This is a genomic window from Paenirhizobium cremeum (assembly GCF_022884085.1).
In the GTDB taxonomy this organism is placed as follows: domain Bacteria; phylum Pseudomonadota; class Alphaproteobacteria; order Rhizobiales; family Rhizobiaceae; genus Allorhizobium; species Allorhizobium cremeum.
This window is the reverse complement of record NZ_JAGGCS010000012.1, coordinates 63,230-87,642: the sequence shown is the minus strand read 5'-3', so window position 1 is coordinate 87,642 and position 24,413 is coordinate 63,230. Positions and strand designations below refer to the sequence as shown.

27 protein-coding genes and 1 other RNA gene are annotated in these 24,413 nt (G+C 62.3%); 11 read left to right on the top strand and 17 right to left on the bottom strand.

All coding sequences use genetic code 11. From position 1 onward, the window contains the following. Window positions 1-144 precede the first annotated feature (144 nt). Window positions 145-1,773 (top strand): MFS transporter, encoded by a 1,629-nt coding sequence (locus J5N58_RS19720; RefSeq protein ID WP_112829946.1) that lies wholly within the window; start codon window positions 145-147, stop codon window positions 1,771-1,773. A gap of 10 nt (window positions 1,774-1,783) precedes the next feature. On the opposite strand, the gene J5N58_RS19715 is transcribed toward J5N58_RS19720, so the two are convergent. Both J5N58_RS19715 and recR read right to left on the bottom strand, forming a co-directional pair. Beyond that, the gene (locus J5N58_RS19715) at window positions 1,784-3,040 is read right to left on the bottom strand and encodes a lytic murein transglycosylase (RefSeq protein WP_112829945.1); all 1,257 of its coding nucleotides are present in this window, start codon (window positions 3,038-3,040) and stop codon (window positions 1,784-1,786) included. Between the two features lie 27 nt (window positions 3,041-3,067). After that, window positions 3,068-3,673, bottom strand: coding sequence for a recombination mediator RecR (gene recR / locus J5N58_RS19710; RefSeq protein ID WP_244712466.1), 606 nt, complete (start codon window positions 3,671-3,673; stop codon window positions 3,068-3,070). 56 nt (window positions 3,674-3,729) lie between these two features. On the opposite strand from recR, the gene J5N58_RS19705 reads away from it, so the two are divergent. Beyond that, complete coding sequence (locus J5N58_RS19705; protein ID WP_113444014.1) at window positions 3,730-4,341, top strand: MOSC domain-containing protein; 612 nt, start codon at window positions 3,730-3,732, stop codon at window positions 4,339-4,341. A gap of 39 nt (window positions 4,342-4,380) precedes the next feature. Here J5N58_RS19705 and J5N58_RS19700 read toward each other — a convergent pair whose 3' ends face one another. After that, on the bottom strand, window positions 4,381-4,971 hold the full coding sequence (locus J5N58_RS19700) for a TetR/AcrR family transcriptional regulator (RefSeq protein ID WP_113443926.1): 591 nt from the start codon (window positions 4,969-4,971) through the stop codon (window positions 4,381-4,383). An 86-nt stretch (window positions 4,972-5,057) separates the two neighbouring features. Between J5N58_RS19700 and J5N58_RS19695 the strand changes: the two genes are divergently transcribed. Then, on the top strand, window positions 5,058-5,948 hold the full coding sequence (locus tag J5N58_RS19695; protein ID WP_113443927.1) for an alpha/beta hydrolase family protein: 891 nt from the start codon (window positions 5,058-5,060) through the stop codon (window positions 5,946-5,948). 101 nt (window positions 5,949-6,049) lie between these two features. Here J5N58_RS19695 and J5N58_RS19690 read toward each other — a convergent pair whose 3' ends face one another. The 3 genes from J5N58_RS19690 to ffs form a co-directional block, all read right to left on the bottom strand. Beyond that, on the bottom strand, window positions 6,050-6,373 hold the full coding sequence (locus J5N58_RS19690; protein WP_112829942.1) for a YbaB/EbfC family nucleoid-associated protein: 324 nt from the start codon (window positions 6,371-6,373) through the stop codon (window positions 6,050-6,052). A gap of 27 nt (window positions 6,374-6,400) precedes the next feature. Continuing rightward, entirely contained in the window at window positions 6,401-8,287 is a 1,887-nt protein-coding gene (locus tag J5N58_RS19685; protein ID WP_113443928.1) for a DNA polymerase III subunit gamma/tau, read from the bottom strand. Window positions 8,288-8,379: 92 nt separating this feature from the next. Next, window positions 8,380-8,476: signal recognition particle sRNA small type (gene ffs / locus J5N58_RS19680), an RNA gene on the bottom strand. Window positions 8,477-8,566: 90 nt separating this feature from the next. Here ffs and J5N58_RS19675 point away from each other — a divergent pair. Together J5N58_RS19675 and nudC are read left to right on the top strand one after the other, a co-directional pair. Then, complete coding sequence (locus tag J5N58_RS19675; protein WP_112829940.1) at window positions 8,567-8,977, top strand: HIT family protein; 411 nt, start codon at window positions 8,567-8,569, stop codon at window positions 8,975-8,977. Next, entirely contained in the window at window positions 8,974-9,933 is a 960-nt protein-coding gene (gene nudC, locus J5N58_RS19670) for an NAD(+) diphosphatase (protein ID WP_112829939.1), read from the top strand. Before J5N58_RS19675 ends, nudC begins: the two co-directional genes overlap by 4 nt. Window positions 9,934-9,943: 10 nt before the next feature. Here nudC and J5N58_RS19665 read toward each other — a convergent pair whose 3' ends face one another. Together J5N58_RS19665 and J5N58_RS19660 are read right to left on the bottom strand one after the other, a co-directional pair. Further along, window positions 9,944-10,801 (bottom strand): prephenate dehydratase, encoded by an 858-nt coding sequence (locus tag J5N58_RS19665; RefSeq protein WP_113443929.1) that lies wholly within the window; start codon window positions 10,799-10,801, stop codon window positions 9,944-9,946. Window positions 10,802-10,818: 17 nt separating this feature from the next. Then, the gene (locus J5N58_RS19660; protein WP_112829937.1) at window positions 10,819-11,574 is read right to left on the bottom strand and encodes a 3-deoxy-manno-octulosonate cytidylyltransferase; all 756 of its coding nucleotides are present in this window, start codon (window positions 11,572-11,574) and stop codon (window positions 10,819-10,821) included. Between the two features lie 151 nt (window positions 11,575-11,725). On the opposite strand from J5N58_RS19660, the gene J5N58_RS19655 reads away from it, so the two are divergent. After that, complete coding sequence (locus J5N58_RS19655) at window positions 11,726-12,286, top strand: c-type cytochrome (RefSeq protein ID WP_112829936.1); 561 nt, start codon at window positions 11,726-11,728, stop codon at window positions 12,284-12,286. A 138-nt stretch (window positions 12,287-12,424) separates the two neighbouring features. Here J5N58_RS19655 and J5N58_RS19650 read toward each other — a convergent pair whose 3' ends face one another. Continuing rightward, the gene (locus J5N58_RS19650; protein WP_112829935.1) at window positions 12,425-13,372 is read right to left on the bottom strand and encodes an AEC family transporter; all 948 of its coding nucleotides are present in this window, start codon (window positions 13,370-13,372) and stop codon (window positions 12,425-12,427) included. Between the two features lie 423 nt (window positions 13,373-13,795). Here J5N58_RS19650 and J5N58_RS19645 point away from each other — a divergent pair, with 423 nt between their 5' ends. Then, entirely contained in the window at window positions 13,796-14,788 is a 993-nt protein-coding gene (locus J5N58_RS19645; RefSeq protein WP_113437316.1) for an adenosine kinase, read from the top strand. On the opposite strand, the gene J5N58_RS19640 is transcribed toward J5N58_RS19645, so the two are convergent. Beyond that, window positions 14,781-15,311, bottom strand: coding sequence for an SH3 domain-containing protein (locus tag J5N58_RS19640; RefSeq protein WP_112829933.1), 531 nt, complete (start codon window positions 15,309-15,311; stop codon window positions 14,781-14,783). The two genes, J5N58_RS19645 and J5N58_RS19640, sit on opposite strands and share 8 nt — an antisense overlap. A gap of 196 nt (window positions 15,312-15,507) precedes the next feature. Between J5N58_RS19640 and J5N58_RS19635 the strand changes: the two genes are divergently transcribed. Beyond that, the gene (locus tag J5N58_RS19635) at window positions 15,508-16,512 is read left to right on the top strand and encodes a 2-hydroxyacid dehydrogenase (RefSeq protein ID WP_112829932.1); all 1,005 of its coding nucleotides are present in this window, start codon (window positions 15,508-15,510) and stop codon (window positions 16,510-16,512) included. 111 nt (window positions 16,513-16,623) lie between these two features. On the opposite strand, the gene J5N58_RS19630 is transcribed toward J5N58_RS19635, so the two are convergent. From J5N58_RS19630 to recF, 3 genes are read right to left on the bottom strand one after another with little or no spacing between them, the layout of a single operon-like run. Continuing rightward, window positions 16,624-17,094, bottom strand: coding sequence for a GNAT family N-acetyltransferase (locus tag J5N58_RS19630; protein ID WP_414901836.1), 471 nt, complete (start codon window positions 17,092-17,094; stop codon window positions 16,624-16,626). Window positions 17,095-17,096: 2 nt separating this feature from the next. Continuing rightward, window positions 17,097-17,864, bottom strand: coding sequence for a molybdopterin-synthase adenylyltransferase MoeB (locus J5N58_RS19625; protein ID WP_112829930.1), 768 nt, complete (start codon window positions 17,862-17,864; stop codon window positions 17,097-17,099). Between the two features lie 45 nt (window positions 17,865-17,909). After that, a complete protein-coding gene (gene recF, locus J5N58_RS19620) occupies window positions 17,910-19,037 on the bottom strand; it encodes a DNA replication/repair protein RecF (protein WP_112829929.1) in 1,128 nt (375 codons plus the stop codon). Window positions 19,038-19,205: 168 nt separating this feature from the next. Here recF and J5N58_RS19615 point away from each other — a divergent pair, with 168 nt between their 5' ends. Then, window positions 19,206-19,493, top strand: a complete 288-nt coding sequence (locus J5N58_RS19615; RefSeq protein ID WP_113338564.1) for a hypothetical protein — start codon at window positions 19,206-19,208, stop codon at window positions 19,491-19,493. A gap of 97 nt (window positions 19,494-19,590) precedes the next feature. Then, window positions 19,591-19,800, top strand: a complete 210-nt coding sequence (locus J5N58_RS19610; RefSeq protein ID WP_112829927.1) for a SlyX family protein — start codon at window positions 19,591-19,593, stop codon at window positions 19,798-19,800. A 6-nt stretch (window positions 19,801-19,806) separates the two neighbouring features. Here J5N58_RS19610 and J5N58_RS19605 read toward each other — a convergent pair whose 3' ends face one another. After that, window positions 19,807-20,406: a TetR/AcrR family transcriptional regulator gene (locus tag J5N58_RS19605; protein ID WP_244712446.1), complete on the bottom strand. Its 600-nt coding sequence runs from the start codon at window positions 20,404-20,406 to the stop codon at window positions 19,807-19,809. Between the two features lie 103 nt (window positions 20,407-20,509). Between J5N58_RS19605 and J5N58_RS19600 the strand changes: the two genes are divergently transcribed. After that, complete coding sequence (locus J5N58_RS19600) at window positions 20,510-20,761, top strand: putative antibiotic biosynthesis monooxygenase (RefSeq protein ID WP_244712444.1); 252 nt, start codon at window positions 20,510-20,512, stop codon at window positions 20,759-20,761. A gap of 64 nt (window positions 20,762-20,825) precedes the next feature. Here the strand turns inward: J5N58_RS19600 and dnaJ are convergent, their stop codons facing one another. From dnaJ to dnaK, 3 genes are read right to left on the bottom strand one after another with little or no spacing between them, the layout of a single operon-like run. Next, entirely contained in the window at window positions 20,826-21,974 is a 1,149-nt protein-coding gene (dnaJ, locus tag J5N58_RS19595) for a molecular chaperone DnaJ (protein WP_112829925.1), read from the bottom strand. Window positions 21,975-21,978: 4 nt separating this feature from the next. After that, complete coding sequence (locus tag J5N58_RS19590) at window positions 21,979-22,452, bottom strand: hypothetical protein (protein ID WP_113338560.1); 474 nt, start codon at window positions 22,450-22,452, stop codon at window positions 21,979-21,981. Next, window positions 22,452-24,362, bottom strand: a complete 1,911-nt coding sequence (gene dnaK / locus J5N58_RS19585; protein ID WP_112829923.1) for a molecular chaperone DnaK — start codon at window positions 24,360-24,362, stop codon at window positions 22,452-22,454. Before dnaK ends, J5N58_RS19590 begins: the two co-directional genes overlap by 1 nt. Window positions 24,363-24,413: the final 51 nt, after the last annotated feature.

Genomic DNA, 24,413 nt, shown 5'->3' with positions numbered 1-24,413 from the left:
GCCTCAGCGGGATTGCAAGCTTTTGCCGTCAGGGGCTACAACCCGTTGCATGCTTTGCTCGCCTTTTCGCTTCCGCGGTCTGGCAAGTTTTCAGAAATCACGCTTGGGGTGACCATAAGTTGCCCGCCCGAAAGAGGTTCATTCGTGCCCGAGCGCAGATCCTTCCTGACCCCGCTGTCGCACACGACCTATCGCAATGTCTGGTTTGCCAGCATCGCCTCCAATCTGGGAGGACTGATCCAGGGTGTCGGTGCCGCCTGGATGATGGCCCTGATTTCCAGCTCGGAAAACATGGTGGCCCTGGTGCAGGCATCCACGACCCTGCCCATCATGCTGTTTTCGCTCGTCTCCGGCGCCATCGCAGACAATTACGACCGCCGCCGTGTCATGTTAACGGCCCAGATCTTCATGTTCTGCGTTTCAGCAGCACTCGCGGCTTTCGCCTACATGGATCTCATAACGCCCTGGCTCCTGCTTGCCTTTACCTTTCTGATCGGCGCCGGCACGGCGCTGAACAATCCGTCCTGGCAGGCTTCCGTGGGCGATATGGTGCCGCGTGACGATCTGCCGGGGGCGGTCGCGCTGAACAGCATGGGGTTCAACATCACCCGTAGCGTCGGCCCCGCCATCGGCGGCATCATCGTGGCTGCAGCCGGCGCCGCCGCCGCCTTCGCCGCCAATACGTTGAGCTATTTTGCCCTCATCTTCGTGCTCTTCCGCTGGCGGCCCGATATTCCAAAGTCCACGCTCCCGCGCGAGGAACTCGGGCGTGCGATCGCGGCAGGCCTTCGTTACGTGGCGATGTCGCCAAATCTCGGAAAGGTCCTGTTTCGCGGTTTCGTCTTCGGCCTGACGGCCGTCGCGATCCTGGCGCTGCTGCCGATCGTCGCCCGCGACCTTGTCGCCGGCGGCCCGCTGACCTATGGCTTGCTGCTCGGCGCCTTTGGGGCAGGCGCCATCGGCGGGGCCTTTTCCAGTGCAAGACTTCGCGAAATCCTGTCGAGCGAGGATATCGTGCGCTGTGCCTTCGCCGGCTTCGCGCTGAGTGCAGCCGTGATCGGTGCCTCCAGCTCGGCCTTGCTGACCGGGCTCGCGCTCCTTCTGGCCGGAGCGTGCTGGGTGCTGGCGCTTTCGCTCTTCAATACGGTCGTGCAGCTCTCGACGCCACGCTGGGTGGTCGGCCGGGCTCTGTCGCTTTACCAGACCGCGACCTTCGGCGGCATGGCGACCGGCAGCTGGATCTGGGGTCTGATGGCGGAAGGGCAAGGGGTCTCCTCCGCCCTTTTCGCCTCCAGCTTCGTCATGATAGCCGGTGTTGCGATCGGCCTCTGGCTGCCCATGCCCGCCTTTGCCTCGCTCGATCTCGATCCGTTGAACCGCTTCAACGAACCGCCTCTCAGCCTCGACATTCGCCCGCGCAGCGGTCCGATCGTCATCAACATCGACTACGAGATCCGTGATGCGGACCTGCGCGAATTCCTGACCCTGATGGTGGAGCGGCGGCGCATCCGCATCCGCGACGGCGCCCGCAACTGGGCGCTGATGCGCGACCTTGAAAATCCGGATATCTGGACGGAAACTTATCACACGCCGACCTGGGTAGATTACGTGCGCCATAACCAGCGACGCACGAAAGCCGATGCGGAAAACAGCGACCGGTTACTGGCACTTCATCGAGGTGAGACGAAACCCCGGGTTCACCGGATGATCGAACGGCAGGCGATCCCGCCGGCCGATGACGTCTTCCACCAGAGCCATATCGAACCGCATTAGGCTGGTGGCGTCAGCGCAGCTTCGTCGTCAGCGAGGCATCGGGGAAGCAGGTCGGCGCCATGCCGGCCTTGGCCTGCCATTCCCCGAGGGAACGCCGGGTCTTGAACCCCGGAAGGCCGTCGACCGTCCCGACGTCGTAGCCCTTCGCCACCAGCGCCTTCTGCATGGCGAGCACGTCCGAGCGCAGCATCTTGCCGACATCGCCGAAGGGTGCCTTGAAGGCTCCGCCGCCATAGGCGATCCGGTCGGCGAGGTTGCCGATGAACAGCGCATAGAGGTCGGAATTGTTATATTCCTTGAGCACGTAGAAATTCGGGCTCACCAGGAATTCCGGCCCGTGGGTGCCGGCCGGCACCAGCATCATGGTCGGCGCGGAAAGTTCGGCTTTCGGGAAATCCTTGCCGGAAATGCGTCTGATCCCTTGAGAGGACCAGTCTGAAAGCGGTTTCGCACGGTCGGGTCCTTCCTGCGCGCAGGTCACGCCGTTGGGGATCGAGACCTCGAAACCCCAGCTACGTCCTGTCTGCCATCCACTTTTCTTAAGATAGTTGGCAATAGAGGCGAGGCTGTCCGGCACGGAATTCCAGATATCGCGATGGCCGTCGCCGTCGAAGTCCACGGCATATTTCAGATAGCTCGTCGGCATGAACTGCGGTTGGCCGAGCGCGCCGGCCCACGAACCCATCATCTTGGATGCCGCGATGTCGCCACCCTCGACGATATGCAAAGCGGAAATCAGTTCGCGGCGGAAAAGATCCTTGCGGGTCGACATGAAGGCCTTGGTCGCCAGCACGTCGACCGCCGGATAGGGAAGTTTGGCGCTGCCGAAGCCCGATTCCCGTCCCCAGATTGCGACGATGATCGAACCGGGCACGCCATAGGCGGCCTCCACCTTGCGAAGCGTTGCCGCATGGCGTTCCGCAAGGCCGCGACCGGTGCCGGCGAGCCCTTGCAGGCGCTTTTCCGAGAAATAGGCGCCCGGCGAGGAAAACTCAGCCTGGCTCTGCTTCTGCTCCTTCGGCGGCGCGGTGCCCGGTGGCACGAGATCCGGCAGATCCCAGTTCAGCGTTATACCGGCAGTCGCCCGATCGAAGGTCTGGCGGGAAATGCCGGCCTTTTGTGCGTCCGGCCAGAGATCGTTCGCCAGCCAGTTACGGAAGAGCTTTTCGACCTCGGCTTTCGACGGCGCGGCGTGAGCGGCCGGCGCGGCGAAGGCAAGGGCGAGTGCCATGACGGCGATGCGCGTAAGGGGGGTGAAGACAGTCATGCCGCGTTTCCCATTTTCGGGCTGATTTCAGATCGCCGTTCTGGCGCGGAGCGCTGCCGAAAGCGTGCCCTCATCGAGATAGTCGAGTTCGCCGCCGACCGGAACGCCATGCGCAAGCCGGGTGATCTTCACGTCGAGCCCGGACAGATGGTCCGTTATATAGTGTGCTGTGGTTTGTCCCTCGACAGTGGCGTTGACCGCGATGATGACCTCGCGGATGCCGCCCTTCGCCACGCGGTCGATCAGTCCCTTGATGTTGAGATCATCAGGGCCGACGCCGTCGAGCGGGGAGAGCGTGCCACCGAGGACATGATAGGCCGCGTTCATTGCGCCCGCCCGTTCCAGTGCCCAGAGGTCGGAGACGTCCTCGACGACGATGATGACGGACTGGTCGCGCCGGTCGTCGGTACACACCGTGCAGGGATCGCTGGTATCGACATTGCCGCAATGGGAGCAGATTTTCACCTTGTCGTAGGCGTCGCCGAGCGCATGCGCCAGCGGACCCATCAACTGATCCCTCTTCTTGATGAGATGCAGAGCCGCTCGCCTGGCCGAACGGGGCCCAAGCCCCGGCACTTTCGCCAGAAGCTGGATGAGTTTTTCGATTTCAGGGCCTGTGACTCGCTTTGCCATGCTGCGTTTCTATCTCATAACCTTTGTCAACGGAATCGCCGAAAGGACCGATGTGGATGAAAGTCCTTGCCGTCTGCCGCGGCGCCGCGGAAACGCTCGCCGGACTGAAATATAAGAGCGGGATCAACAAGACGCCGGTGGGCGGCCCTGTGATGGTCGATGCGCAAGGCATCGTCGGTGACCGCATCTGCAATCGCCGGCACCATGGCGGTATCGATCAGGCCATCTATATCGAGGGATCGCTGACGCTCGACTGGTGGGCGGAGGAATTGGGGCGCCCCTTGCCGGCGGGAACCTTTGGCGAAAATCTGGTTATCGAAGGTCTCGACAACCGGAATGTCTCTGTCGGCGATCGTTTTCTTGCCGGCGATATCGTGCTTGAGGTCACGGCGCCGCGCATCCCCTGCGCCACCTTCGCAGCGAAGATAGGTGATCCTGCCTTTGCCCGGTGTTACGCCGTTGCTGCGCGACCGGGTATTTATTGCCGCGTGATAACGGGCGGCCTGCTGGCGGCCGGCGAATTGGTCGCGTTCCAACCCTATGGCGGCTCGCGTATCTTCCTGTCCGAAGCGGTGTCCGCAATCGGCAATCGCCGGGATCAGGCAATGCGAACCCGATTGTTCGACACCCCGCTCGCTCATCGTTTCAGGGCCATGCTGGAGCGATGAGACCGCCGCCCCCGCGGCAGGAAACAGGCGCCGAATGCGTCATCGGGTCTCTGCCGTCGACGTCCTGGCGGCATTTCGCACGAGGGTTCGCGCCGCTTCGCCGGCCACCTCCATATAGCTTGGGTCGTGGTGCAGCATCACGACGGAAAAGGCGCCGTCCAGGAGAAGCATGATCTGGCGCGCCAGCGGCAGAGCTTCGCCGATACCGGCAGCCGTCAGCCGTTCCGCCATCCATCGTTCGAACTTCTTCTTGTGGGCTGCCCCGACCTTCAGCGCCGGATGGCCGGGCAGGTTGGCAAGCTCCGCGGATGTTCTGAGGAAGCCGCATCCCTTCCAGTCAGCCCGGCGGGCCGCCTTCGCGAGCCTGCCGAAGATTGCGGCCACCCGGTCGCCGGCATCTCCTTCGGCGGCTTCGAACCATCGCCGGTAGCTTTCAAGATTGGGCTGGTCTCTCGATGCCAGATAGGCCGTAATCAATTCGTCCTTGCTCTGGAAGTGATAATAGAGGGATCGTTTCGTGATGCCCGCCTCTTCGGCCACGGCATCGACGCTCACCGCACGGATCCCTTCCCGGTAAAAGAGGCGGTTGGCCGCCGCCACGATACGCTCGCGTGTCGATTGGTTTTCCATGCCGTAAAGTATACCGACCAGTGAGTATACTCAAGCGGCCATTCCGATAGTCTTCCAAGGGACTGGAACACGGGAGGGAGCCGGAAATGGAGGAAAAGCGGATCTCGTTTACCGCTGCCGACGGCACGCCATTGCATGGATACTGGTGGGCGCCGCGGGGGCGAAGGGCGAAGGGCGTCGTCGTCGTCAATCCGGCGACTGGAGTCCCCGCGCGATATTATCATCGCTACGCCGCCTTTCTGGCCGGCCACAGTTTCGCGGTTCTGACCTACGACTACCGCGGCATCGGATTGTCGAGACCTCTCCGGCTTGCGGGCTCAGGCCACACCTGGACGCAATGGGGTGAACTGGATTTCGCCGCCGCCTTGGAGCGGGCGGCCTTTCTCGAGCCGGCTCTGCCCGTGATGGTGGTCGGCCACAGCATCGGCGGCTTTCTGCCGGGTTATGCCGAAAACGCCGGCCTTGTCTCCCGAATGCTGACGGTCGGCGCCCAGTACGGTTATTGGGGAGATTATGAGCGCAAGGCCCGGCCGCGCCTCTTTCTGAAATGGCATGTGGCGATGCCGGCTCTAACGACTGTCTTCGGCTATTTCCCGGGCCGCCGCCTCGGCTGGCTGGAGGATCTGCCGGCGGGCGTCGCCTATGAATGGGCTTTCCGCGCGGCGCGTGTCGAGAAGGGACTGGACCCGCAAGATGCCCTGCATCTGAAGCAGCGTTTCGGCGCTATCACCGCACCGGTTCTGGCGATCGGCTGCAGCGACGATCCTCTGGCAACCCGGCAGGCGATTCGCCGGGCGCTTTCCTATTACGCCGGGGCGCGGTGCACCATGGTAATGCTCGAGCCTGCGGACCTTGCCTGTGAAAGGATCGGCCATTTCGGTCTCTTTCACGACCGCCATGCGGCCGGCTTCTGGCTGGATACACTTCTTTGGCTGAGAGATGGGATCAATCCCTGGCCGTCGAAGTGTTTCGAATAAGCGCTCTCAGCCAAGATGCACGGCGGGCCTACATTCGAAATCGCGTCAAGCGGTGAAGCGACGCGGCAAGGCCAATCCCCGGTCCCGGCGAAAATCCAACCTCAGAACGGCAGCTTCATGCCGGGCGGGATCGGCAGGCCGGCGGTCATTTCCTTGGTCTTTTCCGCCATCACGGCCTCGGCCTTGTCCTTGGCGTCCTTGTGGGCGGCAACGATCAGGTCTTCGAGGATTTCGACGTCGTCTTCCTTGAACAGCGACGGATCGATCTTGACGCCCCGCAGGTCGCCCTTGCCGGTCAGCGTAAGGGTCACGAGGCCGCCGCCGGACTTGCCTTCGACTTCGAGTGCGGCGATTTCCGCCTGCATCTTCTCCATCTTGGCCTGCATCTCCTTGACCTTGCCCATCATGCCCATGATGTCGCGCATGTCGAAATCTCCCTTTTCGGACTATGTCTAGAATTCGATATCGTCGCCGGGAAGGATATCGCCTTCGGCAGACTCTGCCGCTGCCGGCAGCGCCACGTCTTCGCTGTCGGCCTCATCCTCGATACTCTTGATGACGACGTTGCGGATCTTGGCTCCGGGAAACATCGCCATGATTGCCGCCACGTCGGGATCGGCCTCGGCGCTCGCAAACCGGGCCTTCTTCTCGTTGGCCTCGCTTTCGGTCAGTGTCGGCTGACCGGGCTCGCGGCTCAGGATGACCATCCAGCGGATTTCGGTCCATTCCTCGAGTCGCCGCTGCAGGTCGCCGACCAGCGACTTCGGAGCTTCTTCCGGCAGATTGATCTCGATCCGTCCGGGTTCAAGCCGCACCAGCCGGACATAGGCGCGGATAAGCGCCTTGAGTTTCGGGTCGCGGTTCTTCGAGCAAAGATCGGCAAGATCTTCCAGCGAATTGACCGGCACCTTCGGCACAGGCGCTGCTTCGGCCGGTCGGGTCTCGACGCGAGCCATGCTCTGGGGGGCGTTCTCCGGAACAGGGACGCTCTGCAGCCGGGCCGTGGGTTGCGGCGGCATGCTGCGTGCCGTGGCGTCTATGCTCTGCTGGCCCACGGCTGCAGTGCGGTAGGCCATCGAAGCTCCGCCTCCGCCATTGCCGCCGCGCGGCGAAGCACCGCCCGGGGCCGCACCTTCTCCCCCCTCGGAAAGCTCCAGCAGGCGGCGGGCGGCATCTTCGGGTGACGGCAGGTGGGCCGCATGGGCAAGCCGGATAATGACCATCTCGGCGGCACCCGCTGGCCGCGACGAATTTTCGGCTTCCGGAATGCCCTTGAGCAGCATCTGCCACATGCGCGACAGCGTGGTGACCGCAATGCTTTCGGCAAGGCGTGCACCGCGCACCCGTTCCACCTCGCTGAGTGAAGGATCTTCGGCGGCGGAAGGGATGTATTTCAGTCGGGTCACCAGATGGGTGAAATCGGCAAGGTCCGTCAACACCACGGTCGGGTTTGCGCCCGCCTCGTACTGGCTGCCGAACTCTGCGAGTGCCGCTGCTACGTCGCCACGCACGATATGGTCGAAGAGGTCGACGATACGCGCCCGGTCCGCAAGGCCCAGCATGGCGCGCACGGCATCTGCCTGCACCACACCGCCGCCATGGGCAATCGCCTGGTCGAGCAGGGACAGGCCGTCGCGGGCCGAACCCTCGGCCGCGCGCGCGATCATCGCCAGAGCTTCGTTCTCGGCGCTGATGCCTTCCTTGGCCGCGATGGTGGAAAACAGCCCGACAAGATCCCCGGCGCTGATCCGGCGCAGATCGAAACGCTGGCAGCGGGAAAGAACCGTGATCGGCACCTTGCGGATTTCGGTGGTGGCGAAGATGAACTTCACATGCTCGGGCGGCTCTTCCAGTGTCTTCAGGAGGCCGTTAAAGGCCGCCGTCGACAGCATGTGCACTTCGTCGATGATATAGACCTTGTAGCGCGCCGAGACGGGGCGGTAGCGCACCTGCTCGATGATCTCGCGGATGTCGTCGATACCGGTATGGGAAGCGGCGTCCATCTCGATCACGTCGACATGCCGGCCTTCCATGATCGCCTGGCAGTGTTCGCCGGGGATCTTCAGGTCGATCGTCGGCTTGTCGATTTCGGCGGTCTTGTAATTGAGTGCGCGAGCGAGAATGCGCGCCGTCGTCGTCTTGCCGACCCCGCGAACGCCGGTCAGCATGTAGGCCTGCGCGATGCGGCCGGTCTCGAAGGCGTTGGTCAGCGTGCGGACCATCGGCTCCTGGCCGACCATCAGATCCGTGAAATCCTTGGGGCGATACTTGCGGGCAAGAACGCGATACCCGGTTGCGGTACCGTCGGCATTCGATGCTTTAGGCTCGAACTCGCTCATCGCCCCTGCCAGCGTCTCTCGAAGACCCGATGCCCGGGCATGAATAAACCGCTTGTTTGCCAGCCAAACGAAACGGCCAAATGAAACGGAAGGTGGGAGGCTGGCACGATGACCCGTGCCGCGCTCGTTAGGGCTGCTTCCTTCCGGACCTGACCCGGTTGGCGAGTGGCTCGTCCACCACCAACCTCCCGGCTGCACATATCGGCAATTACGCAAGCAAATGCAAGCCAAGCCCGCAAAAAACTGTTATGAATAGGAAAAACGACGGGAGAGACGCCTTTGGAACCATTCACACTGGATGAGAGGCTGGCGCGCGACAGTTCGCTGGTCACCAGGCTTGGCCTTTGCGAACTGCGCCTGATCGAGGACAGGCGCTGGCCCTGGCTGGTTCTCGTGCCCCAGCGGCCCGGGATTTCCGAGGTTTTTGAACTGACGCCGCTCGATCAGGCCGTGCTCACTTTCGAGCAGAATCTGGTCGCTTCCGGCCTGAAGACGCTGACCCATGCCCACAAGATCAATGTTGCCGCCATCGGCAACGTCGTCCGCCAGCTGCATGTCCATGTGGTCGCCCGCTTCGAGAACGATCCCAACTGGCCCGGGCCTGTATGGGGTCACGGCGCGGCCGAGGCCTATACCGACGATGAACGCCGCGAGATCAAGAAGAAGCTGTTAGAAGCCATTCACTCATGAAGAATTCGATTTTTCTGAACCGTGCTCCCCACCTAGAACCCAGTGAATTGACGGCCTTTTCCAGAAACGGCCTGGATCGCCGCGCCGAGCATCGCGACGAGACTTCGCTTTCCTCCGCGCTTGCCGTGGAAGGGGCCCATATCCTTGCCTTCAGCGATGCCAAGCTGGTGCTGAAGCATGACGGGCAGGTGCTCGACCCACTGTTTGCGCCTTATGAGCTGTCCGAGCTCGATCCTGATTTCGAACGGGCCGTATTGCTCGGCTTCCAGCCCAATGGCGAGCCGCGCCTTGCGGTGCCGGTCGCCCGCAGCGCCGATGAGTTGGCGACCCGTTACAAGCCGGCGGACGCCCGCGCGCTGTTTCGCGATCAGCTCATCCGCGAGGAACTGCTTGGCGAGGCGGCCCAGGCGCTGAGCCTCATACGCTGGAACACCGACAATCGTTTCTGCGGACGGTGCGGCGAGGAAATGGAAAGCCGCATCGGCGGCTACAAGCGCGTGTGCCCTGCATGCGCGCACGAGATCTTTCCCCGCACCGATCCTGTGGCGATCATGCTGGCGGTGGATGAGAAGCGCGACCGCTGCCTGCTTGGCCGCAATCATCGCTTTCCGGAGGGAATGTACTCCTGCCTTGCAGGCTTCGTGGAGCCCGGCGAAACCGTCGAGAACGCGGTGCGCCGGGAGACGAAGGAGGAATCCGGCATCTCGATCGGCCGTGTCCGTTACCATGCCTCCCAGCCTTGGCCGATGCCGCATCAGCTCATGATCGGCTGCTACGCCGAAGCGGTCACCTTCGACGTGGAGCGCGACGAAGGCGAACTGGCGGATTGCCGTTGGTTCGATCGCAGCGAGGTCGCCGCCATCATCGAGAAGGGCCACGCGGAGGGTGTCAGCCTGCCGGTCGAAGGCACCATCGCGCGCCGGCTGATCGTCGACTGGCTGGAATGGAAGCACTGAGCGGGAGGCGTTACAGCCTTCCGCGCATGGCGTGCGCCTTGTAGACGCCGAGGATTCGCACCTTTTCCGAGAAGAAGGAAAGCTCTTCGAGCGCCCGCTTCACCGGTGCATCCTCCGGATGGCCCTCGATGTCGGCATAGAACTGGGTGGCGATGAACTTGCCGCCGATCTGGTAGCTTTCCAGCTTGGTCATGTTGACACCGTTGGTGGCGAAGCCGCCAAGCGCCTTGTAGAGCGCGGCCGGAATGTTGCGGACGTTGAAGACGAAGGTCGTGATGAAGGTCTCCTCGTCGCTGGTGCGTCTCGGCTGGCCCTCTTCCCGTGAAAGGACGACGAAACGGGTCACGTTGTTGTCCGAATCCTCGACATTCTCGGCGACGATGTCGAGTCCGTAAAGCGCGGCGGCAAGCCGTGGAGCAAGTGCCGCCATCGTGCGGTCGCCTTTCTCCGCAACGAGTTTCGCGGCCCCCGCGGTGTCGCCGGCGACGACGGCCTTCCAGCCGTTGCTGCGGATGATCTTGCGGCACTGGCCGAGCGCGTGGATGTGGCTGTGCACCGTACGGATTTCATCCATCTTCACGCCGGGCAGCACCATGAGCTGGAACCGGATCGGCATGAAATACTCGCCGACGATATGCAGCCGGGACAGCGGCAGGAGATAGTGGATGTCGGCGACACGGCCCGCGAGCGTATTCTCGATCGGGATCATCGCCAGATCGACCTCACCGGTTTCGAGCGCCACGAAAGCGTCTTCGAAGGTCGGGCAGGGAAGCGGTTCCATGTCCGGGAACATGTCGCGGCAGGCCATGTCGGAATTGGCGCCGAAATCGCCCTGGAAGGAAATCCTGTTCGTCTTGTAGGTGGTCATGGTGAATATCCGTGAGATCAGCTTGCCCGGGCGGCGAGGAGACGCCGGGCCTTTTCGAGGTCGGCCGGGGTGTCGACCCCGAGCGGGATGGAGCGGACGACCTCGACATCGATGCGCATGCCGGCTTCCAGCGCACGCAGCTGCTCAAGGGATTCACGCTTTTCGAGCGGCGATTGCGGCAGGCTCACGAAACGCTCGAGCGCTGCGCGACGATAGGCATAAAGACCGATATGATGAAAGAGCGGCCCCTTGCCATAGGGAGCGGTGGCGCGGGTGAAGTAGAGCGCCCTGAGCCGCGTGTCGGAGACCGCCGACCCAACCACCTTGACGACGTTGGGATTGGTCTTTTCTTCCTCGTCGGAAATCTCGACGGTCAGCGTCGCGATGTCGACCTGCGGATTGTCGAGCGGGCGTAGCGCCGCCCGTATGGTCTCCGGCTCGATGGTCGGCAAGTCGCCCTGCACGTTGACCACGATTTCCGCCTTGCCTTCCGGATCGACGGCAAGCAGTGCCTCATGGATACGGTCGGAGCCCGACTGATGATCGTGCCGCGTCATCACCACTTCGAAGCCGGCGTCGGCAACGGCGTCGAAAACCCGCCGGTCATCGACTGCGACGACGATTCGACCGACATGGGCTTCCCGGGCGCGCTTGGCCACCTGCACGATCATCGGCAAGCCGCAAATGTCGGCCAGAGGCTTGCCGGGCAGGCGGGTTGAAGCCATGCGCGCGGGAATGAGCACAAGGACCTTCCCCAAATCTGGATTATTCATCGCCGGCCCCTTCAAAATCAGCCAAAACAGTGTCAAAAAGTCCCAGTCTGGGGATCACAATCGTGTTGCAACTGTCAAGCAAAAGACATAGGTTCCGCGCGATTTCAAGATCATCCGGGCTGATCAGCCGGCTGCATGGGGAGCGTTGCAGATGAACTCATATGTGAACATGGGCGTGGGGGCTCTTCTGGGAACCGTATTCGTCCTGATGACGGTTTCCATCACATCGGAGGGCATTTTCCACTCCGAAAAGCCCGAAAAGGAAGGCTTTGCGATCGCTGCCGAATCGGCAGGCGAAGCCGAGGGCGGCGCGGAAACCGCAGCCGCTGCCGAAACCCCGATCGCCACGCTGCTCGCCAGCGCCGATGCAAAGGCCGGTGAAGCCGTCTTCAAGAAATGCACGAGCTGTCATGACGGGTCCAAGGGCGGACCCAACAAAGTTGGCCCCAATCTCTACGGTATCGTCGAGCGGCCGATCGCCTCGCATGAAGGTTTCGGTTATTCCGCCGCGATGAAGGATTTCTCGCAGGGCGGCTCGGTCACCTGGACCTTTGAAAACCTCAACCACTTCCTGACGGCTCCGAAGAAGTTCATCGCCGGAACGGCGATGGGCTTTGCCGGCATCAAGAAGGAAGACGAGCGCGCTAACCTGCTTGCTTATCTCCGCTCACTGTCCGACGCGCCGGTTGCTCTGCCAGCCGCGACCAACTAATCTTTCGGTTGAAGTTGCATTCTACAAATGCCCGGTCCCGCCGGGCATTTTTCATTTGAAGCATGTCGCCCAAAACTGCTGAGCGAACCTGAAAGCGCACGATGCGCTTCAGGCTGCCTGCCGCTTCCGTCGCGCTCCCTATTGCTGCAGCATATAGGCCCAGAATGTCACGCTGAGCACGCCGAGCGCGGTGGTGAGTGTGATCGAGGACGCAGCGATCGCATGGCCGACGCCGAACCGGTTGGCGATCAGCCAGGCATTGATGCCTGTCGGGACCGATGAGGTCAGCACCAGCGCTGCGGTCCAGGCAGGACTGAGACCGAGCAGATGGCAGGCACCCCAGACGGTGGCTGGCATGACAAGCAGCTTGAGGGCGGAGATGATGCCGGCAATTCGCATGTTGCCGGCAACGCCGTATTTGTTGAGGGCCATGCCGAGCGAGATCAGGGCTGCCGGCGCGGCCATGGTCGCGATCTGCGCCACCACTCCATCAAGCACGTCCGGAAGATGAAGTCCGCTGAGATGGACTGCGAGCCCTGCGACGAGACCGATCACCAGCGGATTTCGCGCGAGGTTGCTGCCGATCTGGCGCAGCACGGCCTTGAGGCCGCGGGAGGGGCGCCCGCTCGCCTTCTGTTCCGCGCGCTCCATCAGGACCGTGCCGATGACCATCATCAGCGGCAGATGCACTGCAAGCAGGATCGACAGCGGAACGAGACCTTCCGCGCCCACCGTGCGTTCGACCAGCGGCAGGCCGATGAATATGTTGTTGGCGAAGGCGGAGGATACGCCGGCCAATACGCCGACCCGTTCGTCGCGGTCGAAAAGGCGGGTGGCCACAAGATGTCCTATCGTCCAGGTGACGCCTACGCCGGCAAAATAGGCGACCCAGAGTTTGAAGGGCGAGGCGCCGTGGAAATCAGCCTGCGAAATCGTCCTGAACAGCAGCACGGGAACTGCGACCTTGAAGACGAACTCGCCAAGCCCCTCTCCGATATCGGCGTTGAGTACCCTCGTCTTGACCAGAGACCAGCCGATGAGGATCAGAATGAAGATCGGAAGGACGTCATGGGCGATGGCATACATATGCTGGGAAGCTTTCGGGGGACGGAAAGGTCGAGGAGTGCGAAGGTGAACTTCTAGCGCGCCGGAAGCTGCCCCGCCAGTACGGTTTGACGAATGACAGGAATGCAGGGCTGCATGGCGAGGGCGGTGGCCGAAAAGAAAAAAGCGGGGAAAGACCCCGCTTCCGCCCGAAAGATCGGGTCTTGAACCATGCCGCCAGTACATCCGTGGTCAGCAGGGAACCGCAGTCAGGGCGATCATGCCCCGAGGTGAACGGCTGACCGATATGTGGTCACATGCCGTCTTCACTTGGAGTTCTTTTAGGAGAGCTGCATGACAGCGGGATGACGAAGGGCATATTTCTTCCAAGGCCGCCGTTTCTGCTTCCAAACGGAAGAAAAACGGGTATGACCGGATCACCGTGCAATTGGAGATCCGCATTTTATGAGCAGGTTTGATGTCCTCACCGTCGGCAACGCCATCGTCGACATTATCTCGCGCTGCGAAGATCGGTTTCTGATCGACAACGAGATTACCAAGGGGGCGATGAACCTGATCGACGCCGAACGCGCCGAGAAGCTCTATGCGTTGATGGGGCCCGCGGTGGAAGCTTCCGGCGGCAGCGCCGGCAACACGGCCGCAGGTATTGCAAGCTTCGGCGGCAAAGCGGCCTATTTCGGCAAGGTCGCCGACGACCAGCTCGGTCAGATCTTCAAGCACGACATCCGCGCCCAGGGTGTGCATTTCGAAACCGTGCCGGAAGGCACGAACCCGCCGACCGCGCGCAGCATGATCTTCGTCACGCCCGACGGCGAGCGTTCGATGAACACCTATCTCGGCGCCTGCGTGGAACTCGGGCCGGAGCATGTCGAGCCCCAGGTCGTCGCCGATGCGAAAGTCACCTATTTCGAGGGTTATCTCTGGGATCCGCCGCGCGCCAAGCAGGCCATCCTCGAATGCGCCCGCATCGCCCATGAGAACGGTCGGGAAATGTCGATGACGCTTTCCGACAGCTTTTGCGTCGACCGCTATCGCGGCGAGTTCCTCGACCTCATGCGCTCGGGCACGGTCGACATCGTCTTCTCGAACAAGCAGGAAGCCCTGTCGCTCTACGAAACGGACGATTTCGAATTGGCGCTGGAGAAGATAGCCGCCGATTGCAAGCTTGCGGCCGTGACGATGAGCGAGGAGGGTGCCATCATTCTCCGCGGCAAGGAAAGGGTGAAGGTCGAAGCCAGCAAGATCGCCGCCCTGGTCGATACCACTGGCGCTGGCGACCTGTTTGCGGCAGGCTTCCTGTTCGGCTATACGCAGGGGCGTTCCCTGGAGGATTGCGGCAAGCTCGGTTGCCTTGCCGCCGGCATCGTGATCCAGCAGATCGGTCCGCGCCCGCTGACATCGCTTGAGAAAGCCGGGCGCGAAGCGGGCCTTATTTGAAGGCTTCGCCGGGATAGGCGCCCCAGATTTCTCCCTGATTCACCCAGCCCGTGACGCCGCCGGCTTCGACGCGGCACCAGTTGCCGTTGCACTCATCGAGCTTGACGACGACGCCGGGCTCCAGCTTGGCGACGACGGAGGCGTTCGGCAGCGAATCCTGGCGCATGGTGACGTAGACATTGTCGCCGTTGCCACGCATCCATGGCGCCGCGACCGCGGTCCGCTCACCGGAAAGCAGTGTCTGGCTGACCCAGCCCTCGGTTCCATCCGCATCGCGGATACGCCGCCAGTTTTCGTATTCCTGGATGATTTCGACGGGCAGGCCCGATTTGAGGTAGAGCCACGACACGGCATAGTCGGTGCTCGGCCCGATCCTGAGGTTGACGCGCTTGGCCTTCAGGCTGACGAAGCGCGGCAGTGGCAGGCCACTCGATCCCTTGGAGACGGCCTGCGCTTCGGCATGCACCGCCAGCCCCAGGGACAGACAGGCAACAAGGAGGGCGCGGGGCAGAATTTGAATCATGGCGTTTCCGATCACTCAACGAATCCAAGGATTTCCTTGAAGATCAGGATGCAGTTGCACCGACCCCGGCACAAAACGGTCCCCGGCTTGAGAGTTTTGTTTGTCTTCGCCTGCGGGTTTGGTAGAAAATGCCCTGAACGGGGAAAGTATGCCCCGGCTTGGTTAACGACCTCTAAACAAGGCATCGAACGTTCCCATGACGAACAGGAAAAGACCCAAGGTCTACATAACCCGGAAACTGCCGGACGCCGTGGAAACGCGCATGCGCGAACTGTTCGATGCCGAACTCAACGTCGACGACAAGCCGCGTACCCAGCCGGAACTCGTTGCGGCGGTGAAGACCGCGGATGTTCTTGTCCCCACTGTAACCGACCGTATCGACGCGGCGCTGATCGAGCAGGCCGGCCCGCAGTTGAAGCTGATCGCAAGCTTCTCCAACGGCTTCGATCATATCGACGTGGATGCCGCCGCCCGCAAAGGCATCACGGTGACCAACACGCCGAACGTGTTGACGGAGGACACCGCGGACATGACCATGGCGCTGATCCTGGCTGTGCCGCGCCGGCTGGTCGAGGGCGCCCGTATCCTGACTGACAAGCCCGGCGAATGGGCCGGCTGGTCACCGACCTGGATGCTCGGCCGCCGCATCTGGGGCAAGCGCATCGGCATTATCGGCATGGGCCGTATCGGCACGGCGGTCGCGCGTCGCGCCAAGGCGTTCGGCCTGTCGATCCACTACCATAACCGCAAGCGCGTTAATCCGGCCACGGAAGACGAACTGGAGGCGACCTATTGGGACAGCCTCGACCAGATGCTGGCTCGGGTCGATATCGTCTCGGTCAACTGCCCCTCGACACCCGCGACCTTCCACCTTCTTTCGGCGCGCCGGCTCGCGCTCATGCAGCCGACGAGCTACATCGTCAACACCGCCCGTGGCGACATCATCGACGAGGATGCGCTGATTAACTGCCTGCGCCAGGGCAAGATCGCCGGCGCCGGTCTTGACGTGTTCGAGAATGAGCCGGCGGTCAATCCGAAGCTGGTCAAGCTCGCCAATGAGGGCAAGGTCGTGCTTCTACCACATACCGGCTCGGCGACAATCGAGGGCCGCATCGACATGGGCGACAAGGTCATCATCAACATCCGGACCTATTTTGACGGCCACCGTCCGCCGAACCGCGTCCTGCCCAGCCGCACCTGACATTGCCCGCCGCGCAGGCGTGCGCAGCGGTTCTGCGGCAATGACATTCAATAAAACAGGGACTTAAAGCGCGCAGCGAATCCGGAGGAACGCGAAACGCTTTAGCGGCACTCAGGCGAGCGTCTTGCGCATTTCGATCGATGTGATCCGCGTGTAGCCGGGATGGCTGTTTTCTGCAGTCTTGCGGAAGCCCCAGGCTGCAAAGCGACGGTGGTTGCCGGAAAGTTCGATACGGGTTTCCAGCCGGAGTTCTACAAGCCCGAGGGCTTCAGCCACGGTTTCGGCTTCCGCCAGCAACCGCCGCCCGACGCCCTTTCCCTGCACCTCCGGCAGCACCGCAAGCTTGCCGATATAGAGCGATCCAGGTTCAGGCCTGAAGAAGGCGCAAGCGACCAGTCGATCGTCCTGCGATGCCACAACGCCTACTTCTTCTTGCGCCTTCCTGCGCAGCAGGTCGGATGTCAGGCGATGGGCCGATGACGGCGGATCGATGGCGCCATCCATATAGGCGAAGGCCCTGAGGATCAGGTCGAGAAGTTCGTCGTATCGCTCGAAGCGGTCATCGAGGCGGTTGAGCTTGATCGTCATGTTCCCGAAGTCGCCCTGCGCCGGCGGTAGCGGATGGTGTCGAACCGGGCCGAGAGCCCGTCATAGAGCAGCAGGCGCCCGATGAGCGGCTCTCCGATACCGGTTATGAGCTTGATCGCCTCCATGGCCATCAGCGTGCCGATGACGCCGGTCAGCGCTCCGACGATGCCGGCCTCCGCACAGGAGGGGACGAGGCCCTCTGGCGGCGGTTCGGGAAAGAGGTCGCGGTAGCGTGGATTGAGGCCTCCGCCCGCCGTCGCTTCATAGGGTTTGAGCACAGTCAGCGAACCGTCAAAACGCCCGACTGCTCCCGTGACGAGCGGGATCTTGCGGGCTTCGGCAGCGTCGGCCGCTGCATAGCGGGTTTCGAAATTGTCGGAACCGTCGATCAGCAGGTCGAAGCGGCCGAGATAGGAGCCGGCGAAATCGGGTTCGAAATGCTGCTCGAAGCGCTCCACCCGGACATTGGGATTGAGGCGGAGAAGGGCGCGGGCAGCGCTTTCCGTTTTCTCCTCCCCGATCGTGCCGCTGTCATGGATCACCTGCCGCTGCAGGTTGGAGAGCGACACCCGGTCGTCGTCGACGATGCCGATGGTTCCGACGCCTGCGGCAGCGAGATATTGCAGCACCGGCGCACCGAGGCCGCCTGCGCCGATCACCATCACGCGCGCGGCCTTCAGCTTCTGCTGTCCGGCCCCGCCGATTTCCGGCAGCAGGATGTGGCGATGGTAGCGGGAGATTTCCTCGGGCGTCAGCTTGTCCATGGCGGCTTTATCGCATGATGGCACCGCTGCGAAAAGGCATGTCCGTCACGGCAACGCCGTTCCGTCGCGGATGGTGATGAACTGGGCACGGTCTCCGAGTGCCGAAAACATCGCCCGGTCGGTGCCGGTCATGAAAGCCTGGCCGCCAAGCGCATCGATCCGGTCGAACAGGGCTGCCCGCCGGTTTTCGTCCAGATGGGCGGCGATCTCGTCAAGCAGGAGGATCGGCGCATGGCCGGTCATCGTCGCGACGAGCCGCGCATGGGCAAGGATCAGGCCGACCAGCAGCGCCTTCTGTTCGCCGGTCGAGCAGCGCTCCGCGTCCATGGCCTTTTCCACATGCCGGACCAGTAGGTCGGCCCGGTGCGGCCCGTCGAGCGTGCGGCCCGCGGCGGCGTCGCGGTAACGGCCGGCCTCCAGCATTTCGGCGTAGCGGTCCTCCAGCTCGATCGCGGGAGACCCCATGTCCTCGTCGTCCATAAAACCCGTGAGCGAGAGCTCCGCCGTCGGAAAACGTCCCGAGCCGCCGCCCGGATCGTGCAGTCCGCGCAGCAGTCCCATCATTTCGCGCCGAGCCATGGTCATGGCGACGCCGAGGCCCGCCATCTGGCGCTCGATGCCGGAAAGCCAGGTCTGATCGAAACGTCCCTCGGCGAGAAGCTTGTTGCGGCTGCGCATGGCACGTTCGAAATCGCTGGCGCGGCGGCCGTGTGCCGGATCGAGCGACAGCACCAGGCGGTCGAGAAAGCGCCGGCGATCGGAGGAGGGGCCGGTAAACAGCCCATCCATTGAGGGCGTGAGCCAGAGCAGCCGCAGGTGATCGGTCAACTCGTCGACAGACTTGGCCGTCGTACCGTTGATGCGCAGCCGGCGGACCACGGTTTCCTCGTCGCTTTCGGTGCCGGTCCCGATCTCGACGTCGCCCTCCATGCCCTCTATCTCGGAAAAGATGGAAAAGCCGCCTGCAGCGCCCACGCGGACGACATCCGCCAGCACGGCGCGCCTCAGGCCGCGTCCGGGGGACAGGAAGGACACCGCCTCCATCAGGTTCGTCTTTCCCGCTCCGTTTTCTCCCGTCAGCACGACATGGCGCGCATCGAGCGTTAGCGACAATCCCGCATAATTGCGGAAGTCGGTGAGCTTCAGGCGGTGGATGAAAACTTTGTGCGTCATGGGATCCGGATCGGGTGTCGCCCTGAGCTAGGATGAAAGCCCGACAATGGCAAGGCGAGGGGAAGGTTTTCGACAGCCGCGCATGAAGCCGCTCGACCATTTTGATGCATGGACCCGAAGGGTACGCGGATGTATCCTTTCCGCCTGATCTTATGAAGGCAATGATCGATGACAACCGACCGAGATGAACTGACCCCGGAGGAAGCCCGTCGCGACCACTGGGAAATGCTGCGGTTCCTGGCGGTCAACGCTCTCTTCGGTGCGGGGCTCGGGATCGCGGTGGCGGTCGTACTGATGTGGCTCGATATCGGCGGCCTCGGCACGCATCTTGGCCGCGCCCGCAATCCGATCCTGCCGACGCTCATGATCGCCGTGCCGCTTGGGCTGACCTTCGCGGCCGCAGTGACTGCATCCGCCATCATGCTGATGCCCTACAAGAAAAAGAAGCAGCGATAATTGCTTCGCGCTTGATCCATTGACCCCGCCCGTCCGCTCCGGCATGACCAGACTAGGGGAGCTGGCGTGTCGCCGCTCCAATACCGGAGGGTTTTTCATGGTCGATCAGGAGGACCGCATCACGCGCCTTGAGGAAACCGTGGCGCACCAGTCCCGTGTCATTGAGGAACTGTCCGATCAACTGGCCGAACAATGGAAGGTCGTGGAACAGACCCGCGCCAAGCTCGACCGGCTGACCGAGCGCTTCCTCTCGCTTGAAGAGCAGAGTCTCGAAGCGCCCGCGATCACCCGGCCGCCGCATTACTGAATATTGTCAGCGCGCGGCAATCCCGCCGACGACGGCGTCTATGACGGCTCTGATCTCGTCTTCGCTGCAATCGAGCCGTCCGGTCAGCAGCCTGCTCCAGGCAAAGCCGCTCAAGATCTCGATCGTCAGATCGGGATCGATCTCCGGCCTGACCTCGCCGCGTTTCTGCGCCCGCTGTATGATCGCACCGTTTTGTCGCCATCTGTCCAGCAGATACCGGCGAAGCGCCTCGAGAGCGGCCGGGTCGCTCTGGGCTTCCGCGATCACTGACCGAAAGATCGCGCCGCCATCGTCACGCCAGAAAGCGAGCAGGCTGGTGATAAACAGCGCGAGATCGCTCCGCACATCGCCGGTGTCCGGCATATGGCCGTGGTGTTTCTGCCGATGATAGACGTCGAGCAGCAAGGCAGCCTTCGATGGCCACCAGCGATAGATCGTCGGTTTGCCGGCCTTGGCGCGGCGCGCGACGGCTTCGATCGAGAAGGCCGCCAGTCCCGCTTCCCTCAGGATGGCCTCCGCGGCCGAGAGGATCGCCTCCTCGCTGTCGGGGTTGCGTTGGGAGCCGATCGACGTCCGGCGGGACGGAGCGGGCGATGAAGTTTCCATGATTTCCTCCCGGATTTTTGCAAGGGATAACATGAACCGGTATTGAACGAAACGGCTCGTTCCTATATAGAACGAAACGTGCCGTTCTTATGGAGGTTATCGAGTGCCCGATCCCACTGCCATCCCGAAGCCGTCGAAGCTGCGGCTCGCCTTTCTCATGCTTCTTGCGATCTACCCCTTTGTGACGGGCATTCTCCACATTCTCACGCCGCTGACCGAAGGCTGGGCGTTGTGGCAGCGGACGGCGCTGTTGGCGCCCATCATGGTGTTCTCGATCATCTACGGCATCGCACCGTTGATACAGCGTCGTTTCGGCTGGTTCATCATGCGCCTGCCGCGCACGAAAGCGGTGTGAAACGGAACAAACAGAAAGGCCGACCCCAGGGGAGCCGGCCCTTCGTGCAAGACGGGAGCTTCGCTCAGTCGCTGAGCGTGTCGAAGAAATCCTTCATCCGTGCGAAGAAGCCTGTCGATTCCGGATTGTTCTCCTTCGACGAAAGCTGCTCGAATTCCTGAAGGAGTTCGCGCTGACGCTTCGAAAGTTTCTGCGGCGTCTCGATCTGGATCTGGATATAGAGATCCCCGGTCTGCGACGAACGCAGCACGGGCATGCCCTTGCCCTTGAGGCGGAACTGTTTACCGGCCTGCGTGCCTTCCGGAACGCTGACGCGCGACTTGGAGCCGTCGAGCGTCACCACATCGAACGTGCCGCCGAGCGCGGCCGTCGTCATCGAAATCGGTACGGAGCAATAGAGATCGGCGCCGTCCCGCTGGAAGAACTCGTGCGGTTTCACCGACAGGAAGATATAAAGATCGCCCGCCGGACCGCCCCTGAGACCGGCCTCGCCCTCGCCTTGCAGACGAATGCGTGTCCCATCCTCGATGCCGGCCGGAATGTTGACCGAAAGCGACCGTTCCTCGGTCACGCGGCCCTGGCCGTTGCACTTGGTGCAGGGATCAGAGATAGTCTGGCCGCGCCCATGGCAGGTGGGGCAGGTGCGCTCGATCGAAAAGAAGCCCTGGGCGGCGCGGATGCGGCCCGAGCCCTGACAGGTGGCGCAGGTTGTCGGCTTGGTGCCGGGCTTGGCGCCCGTTCCCGTGCAAACGTCGCAGGTGATCGACGTCGGTACGCGAATCTGTGCTGTCTTGCCGGTAAAGGCTTCCTCAAGCGAAATCTCCATATTGTAGCGCAGGTCGGCGCCGCGTTCGCGTCCGCCGCTGGAGCGCGCCCGTCCGCCGCGGCCGCCACCCATCATCTCGCCGAAAATGTCCTCGAAGATGTCGGAGAAGCCGCCGCCGGAGAAGCCGCCACCCGGATTGAAGCCACCGCCCATGCCGCCCTGCTCGAAGGCGGCATGACCGAACCGGTCATAGGCCGCACGCTTCTGTGGGTCTTTCAGGGTCTCGTAGGCTTCGTTGATTTCTTTGAATTTCTTCTCTGCTTCGCTGTCGTCGGGATTCTTGTCCGGATGATATTTCATCGCCAGCTTGCGGAAGGCGCTCTTCAGCTCCTTCTCGTCCGCTGTCCGGCTTACCCCGAGGGTTTCGTAGAAATCTGCTTTTGCCATGGTCCTACAAAGCTCTCAAAGCCTTCTCCACACTCGTGTGGCTGCCAGTCTTCTTACCTGCCTGCTTTTCGCAGGCTGCCATGTCCTTCTGGAAGTCGGACGCGGCGGCTCGCGCATCCTCGATCAGCACCTTGCGGGCCTCGCCCTTATTCGCCAGTCCATCGGCCGCCGATACGGCGACATAGGCCAGAGAATGAGCGGCCATGTCGCAAGCGGAAACGGCCTGGCCCTCGTCGCGACGCTTCAGCGCCGCCTCGATAACCCGGCCAAGCTCACTGCCGGTTCTGGATAACTGTCGACTGTCGCCCGCGCCGATCGACTTTGCAATAGCTGCCTCGGCGGCGCTCACCTTGCGATAAACCCCTTCCAACTGGCTTGCTTCCTGAGCGGAAGCTGAGGCCACGCAAAGGGCCAATGAAAATGCGGCTGGCCCGAAGGCCAGCCCCATGACGGTGAAACGTCGCTTCGGCTGCTGCATCAGGCCGACTTCTTCGCGTCTTCGTCCTTGACTTCCTCGTAGTCGGCATCGACCACGTCGTCATCCTTGCCACCTTCGGCATCGCCGGCGCCTTCCGCCTGCTGCGCCTCATAGATGGCCTGACCGAGCTTCATGGAGACTTCCATGAGGGTCTGGGTCTTGGCCTGGATGTCGTCGGCATCCGGTTCAGAAGCCTCGATCGCAGTCTTCAGGGTGGCAATAGCGTCCTCGATAGCCTTGCGGTCGGTTTCCGAAACCTTGTCGCCATATTCCTTGAGCGACTTCTCCGTGGAGTGGATCAGGCTCTCGGCATGGTTCTTGGCTTCGACGGCTGCACGGCGCTTCTTATCCTCGGCAGCGTGCGATTCAGCATCCTTGACCATCTTTTCGATGTCGGCGTCGGAGAGACCGCCGGAGGCCTGGATGCGGATCTGCTGTTCCTTGCCGGTGCCCTTGTCCTTGGCAGAAACCTGCACGATGCCGTTGGCGTCGATATCGAAGGTCACTTCGATCTGCGGTACGCCACGCGGGGCCGGCGGCAGGCCGACGAGGTCGAACTGGCCGAGCAGCTTGTTGTCTGCTGCCATTTCGCGCTCACCCTGGCTGACGCGGATGGTCACGGCGTTCTGGTTGTCTTCGGCGGTCGAGAAGACCTGGCTCTTCTTCGTCGGGATCGTCGTGTTGCGATCGATCAGACGGGTGAAGACGCCGCCGAGCGTTTCGATGCCGAGCGACAATGGGGTCACATCGAGCAGCAGCACATCCTTGACATCGCCCTGCAGAACGCCTGCCTGGATGGCCGCGCCGAGAGCGACGACCTCATCCGGGTTAACGCCCTTGTGCGGTTCCTTGCCGAACAACTGCTTGACCACTTCCTGGACCTTCGGCATGCGGCTCATGCCGCCGACGAGGACCACTTCGTCGATTTCCGAAGCCGTGACGCCGGCGTCCTTCAGCGCTGCCTTGCAGGGCGCGATGGTGCGCTGGACGAGATCGTCGACGAGGCTTTCCAGCTTGGCGCGGGTCAGCTTGAGCGTCAGGTGCTTGGGACCGGTGGCGTCCGCCGTGATGAAGGGCAGGTTGATTTCGGTCTGCTGCGAGGACGACAGTTCGATCTTGGCCTTTTCCGCAGCTTCCTTGAGGCGCTGCAGGGCGAGCTTGTCATTCTTCAGGTCGATGCCGTTGTCCTTTTTGAACTCGGCAACCAGGTATTCGACAAGACGCATGTCGAAGTCTTCACCGCCGAGGAAGGTATCGCCATTGGTCGACTTCACTTCGAAGACGCCGTCGCCGATTTCCAGGATCGAGATATCGAAGGTACCGCCGCCAAGGTCGTAGACGGCGATCGTCTTGCCGTCCTTCTTGTCGAGACCGTAGGCGAGCGCGGCAGCCGTCGGCTCGTTGATGATACGCAGGACTTCGAGACCGGCGATACGGCCGGCGTCCTTGGTGGCCTGACGCTGGGCGTCGTTGAAGTAGGCGGGAACCGTGATGACGGCCTTCTCGACCTTTTCCCCGAGATAGGATTCGGCGGTTTCCTTCATCTTCTGAAGGATCATCGCGGAGATCTGTGCCGGGGAATAACCTTTGCCCTGGGCTTCTACCCAAGCGTCGCCATTGTCGCCCTTGACGATATGGAACGGCACGAGGCCCTTGTCCTTTTCGACGGTCGGGTCGTCATAGCGACGGCCGATGAGGCGCTTGACGGCGAACAGCGTGTTGGTGGGGTTGGTGACCGCCTGGCGCTTGGCCGGCTGGCCGACGAGGCGTTCGCCGTCGTCCGTGAATGCCACCATGGAGGGCGTGGTGCGTGCGCCTTCGGAGTTTTCAATAACCTTTGCATCCTTGCCGTCCATGACGGCGACGCAGGAATTGGTCGTTCCAAGGTCGATACCGATTACTTTTGCCATGTCATTCTCTCCTTGAAGCAGGCTATCGGAACCCCGAAAAGGCATTCCGTT

Bases quoted from the DNA above. Each gene is read 5' to 3' on its own strand.
- J5N58_RS19715 (WP_112829945.1), bottom strand. From the start codon at position 3,040: ATGACTGTCTTCACCCCCCTTACGCGCATCGCCGTCATGGCACTCGCC.
- recR (WP_244712466.1), bottom strand. From the start codon at position 3,673: ATGGCAAAGCGAGTCACAGGCCCTGAAATCGAAAAACTCATCCAGCTT.
- J5N58_RS19705 (WP_113444014.1), top strand. From the start codon at position 3,730: ATGAAAGTCCTTGCCGTCTGCCGCGGCGCCGCGGAAACGCTCGCCGGA.
- J5N58_RS19700 (WP_113443926.1), bottom strand. From the start codon at position 4,971: ATGGAAAACCAATCGACACGCGAGCGTATCGTGGCGGCGGCCAACCGC.
- J5N58_RS19695 (WP_113443927.1), top strand. From the start codon at position 5,058: ATGGAGGAAAAGCGGATCTCGTTTACCGCTGCCGACGGCACGCCATTG.
- J5N58_RS19690 (WP_112829942.1), bottom strand. From the start codon at position 6,373: ATGCGCGACATCATGGGCATGATGGGCAAGGTCAAGGAGATGCAGGCC.
- J5N58_RS19685 (WP_113443928.1), bottom strand. From the start codon at position 8,287: ATGAGCGAGTTCGAGCCTAAAGCATCGAATGCCGACGGTACCGCAACC.
- nudC (WP_112829939.1), top strand. From the start codon at position 8,974: ATGAAGAATTCGATTTTTCTGAACCGTGCTCCCCACCTAGAACCCAGT.
- J5N58_RS19665 (WP_113443929.1), bottom strand. From the start codon at position 10,801: ATGACCACCTACAAGACGAACAGGATTTCCTTCCAGGGCGATTTCGGC.
- J5N58_RS19660 (WP_112829937.1), bottom strand. From the start codon at position 11,574: ATGAATAATCCAGATTTGGGGAAGGTCCTTGTGCTCATTCCCGCGCGC.
- J5N58_RS19655 (WP_112829936.1), top strand. From the start codon at position 11,726: ATGAACTCATATGTGAACATGGGCGTGGGGGCTCTTCTGGGAACCGTA.
- J5N58_RS19650 (WP_112829935.1), bottom strand. From the start codon at position 13,372: ATGTATGCCATCGCCCATGACGTCCTTCCGATCTTCATTCTGATCCTC.
- J5N58_RS19645 (WP_113437316.1), top strand. From the start codon at position 13,796: ATGAGCAGGTTTGATGTCCTCACCGTCGGCAACGCCATCGTCGACATT.
- J5N58_RS19640 (WP_112829933.1), bottom strand. From the start codon at position 15,311: ATGATTCAAATTCTGCCCCGCGCCCTCCTTGTTGCCTGTCTGTCCCTG.
- J5N58_RS19635 (WP_112829932.1), top strand. From the start codon at position 15,508: ATGACGAACAGGAAAAGACCCAAGGTCTACATAACCCGGAAACTGCCG.
- J5N58_RS19625 (WP_112829930.1), bottom strand. From the start codon at position 17,864: ATGGACAAGCTGACGCCCGAGGAAATCTCCCGCTACCATCGCCACATC.
- recF (WP_112829929.1), bottom strand. From the start codon at position 19,037: ATGACGCACAAAGTTTTCATCCACCGCCTGAAGCTCACCGACTTCCGC.
- J5N58_RS19615 (WP_113338564.1), top strand. From the start codon at position 19,206: ATGACAACCGACCGAGATGAACTGACCCCGGAGGAAGCCCGTCGCGAC.
- J5N58_RS19610 (WP_112829927.1), top strand. From the start codon at position 19,591: ATGGTCGATCAGGAGGACCGCATCACGCGCCTTGAGGAAACCGTGGCG.
- J5N58_RS19605 (WP_244712446.1), bottom strand. From the start codon at position 20,406: ATGGAAACTTCATCGCCCGCTCCGTCCCGCCGGACGTCGATCGGCTCC.
- dnaJ (WP_112829925.1), bottom strand. From the start codon at position 21,974: ATGGCAAAAGCAGATTTCTACGAAACCCTCGGGGTAAGCCGGACAGCG.
- J5N58_RS19590 (WP_113338560.1), bottom strand. From the start codon at position 22,452: ATGCAGCAGCCGAAGCGACGTTTCACCGTCATGGGGCTGGCCTTCGGG.
- dnaK (WP_112829923.1), bottom strand. From the start codon at position 24,362: ATGGCAAAAGTAATCGGTATCGACCTTGGAACGACCAATTCCTGCGTC.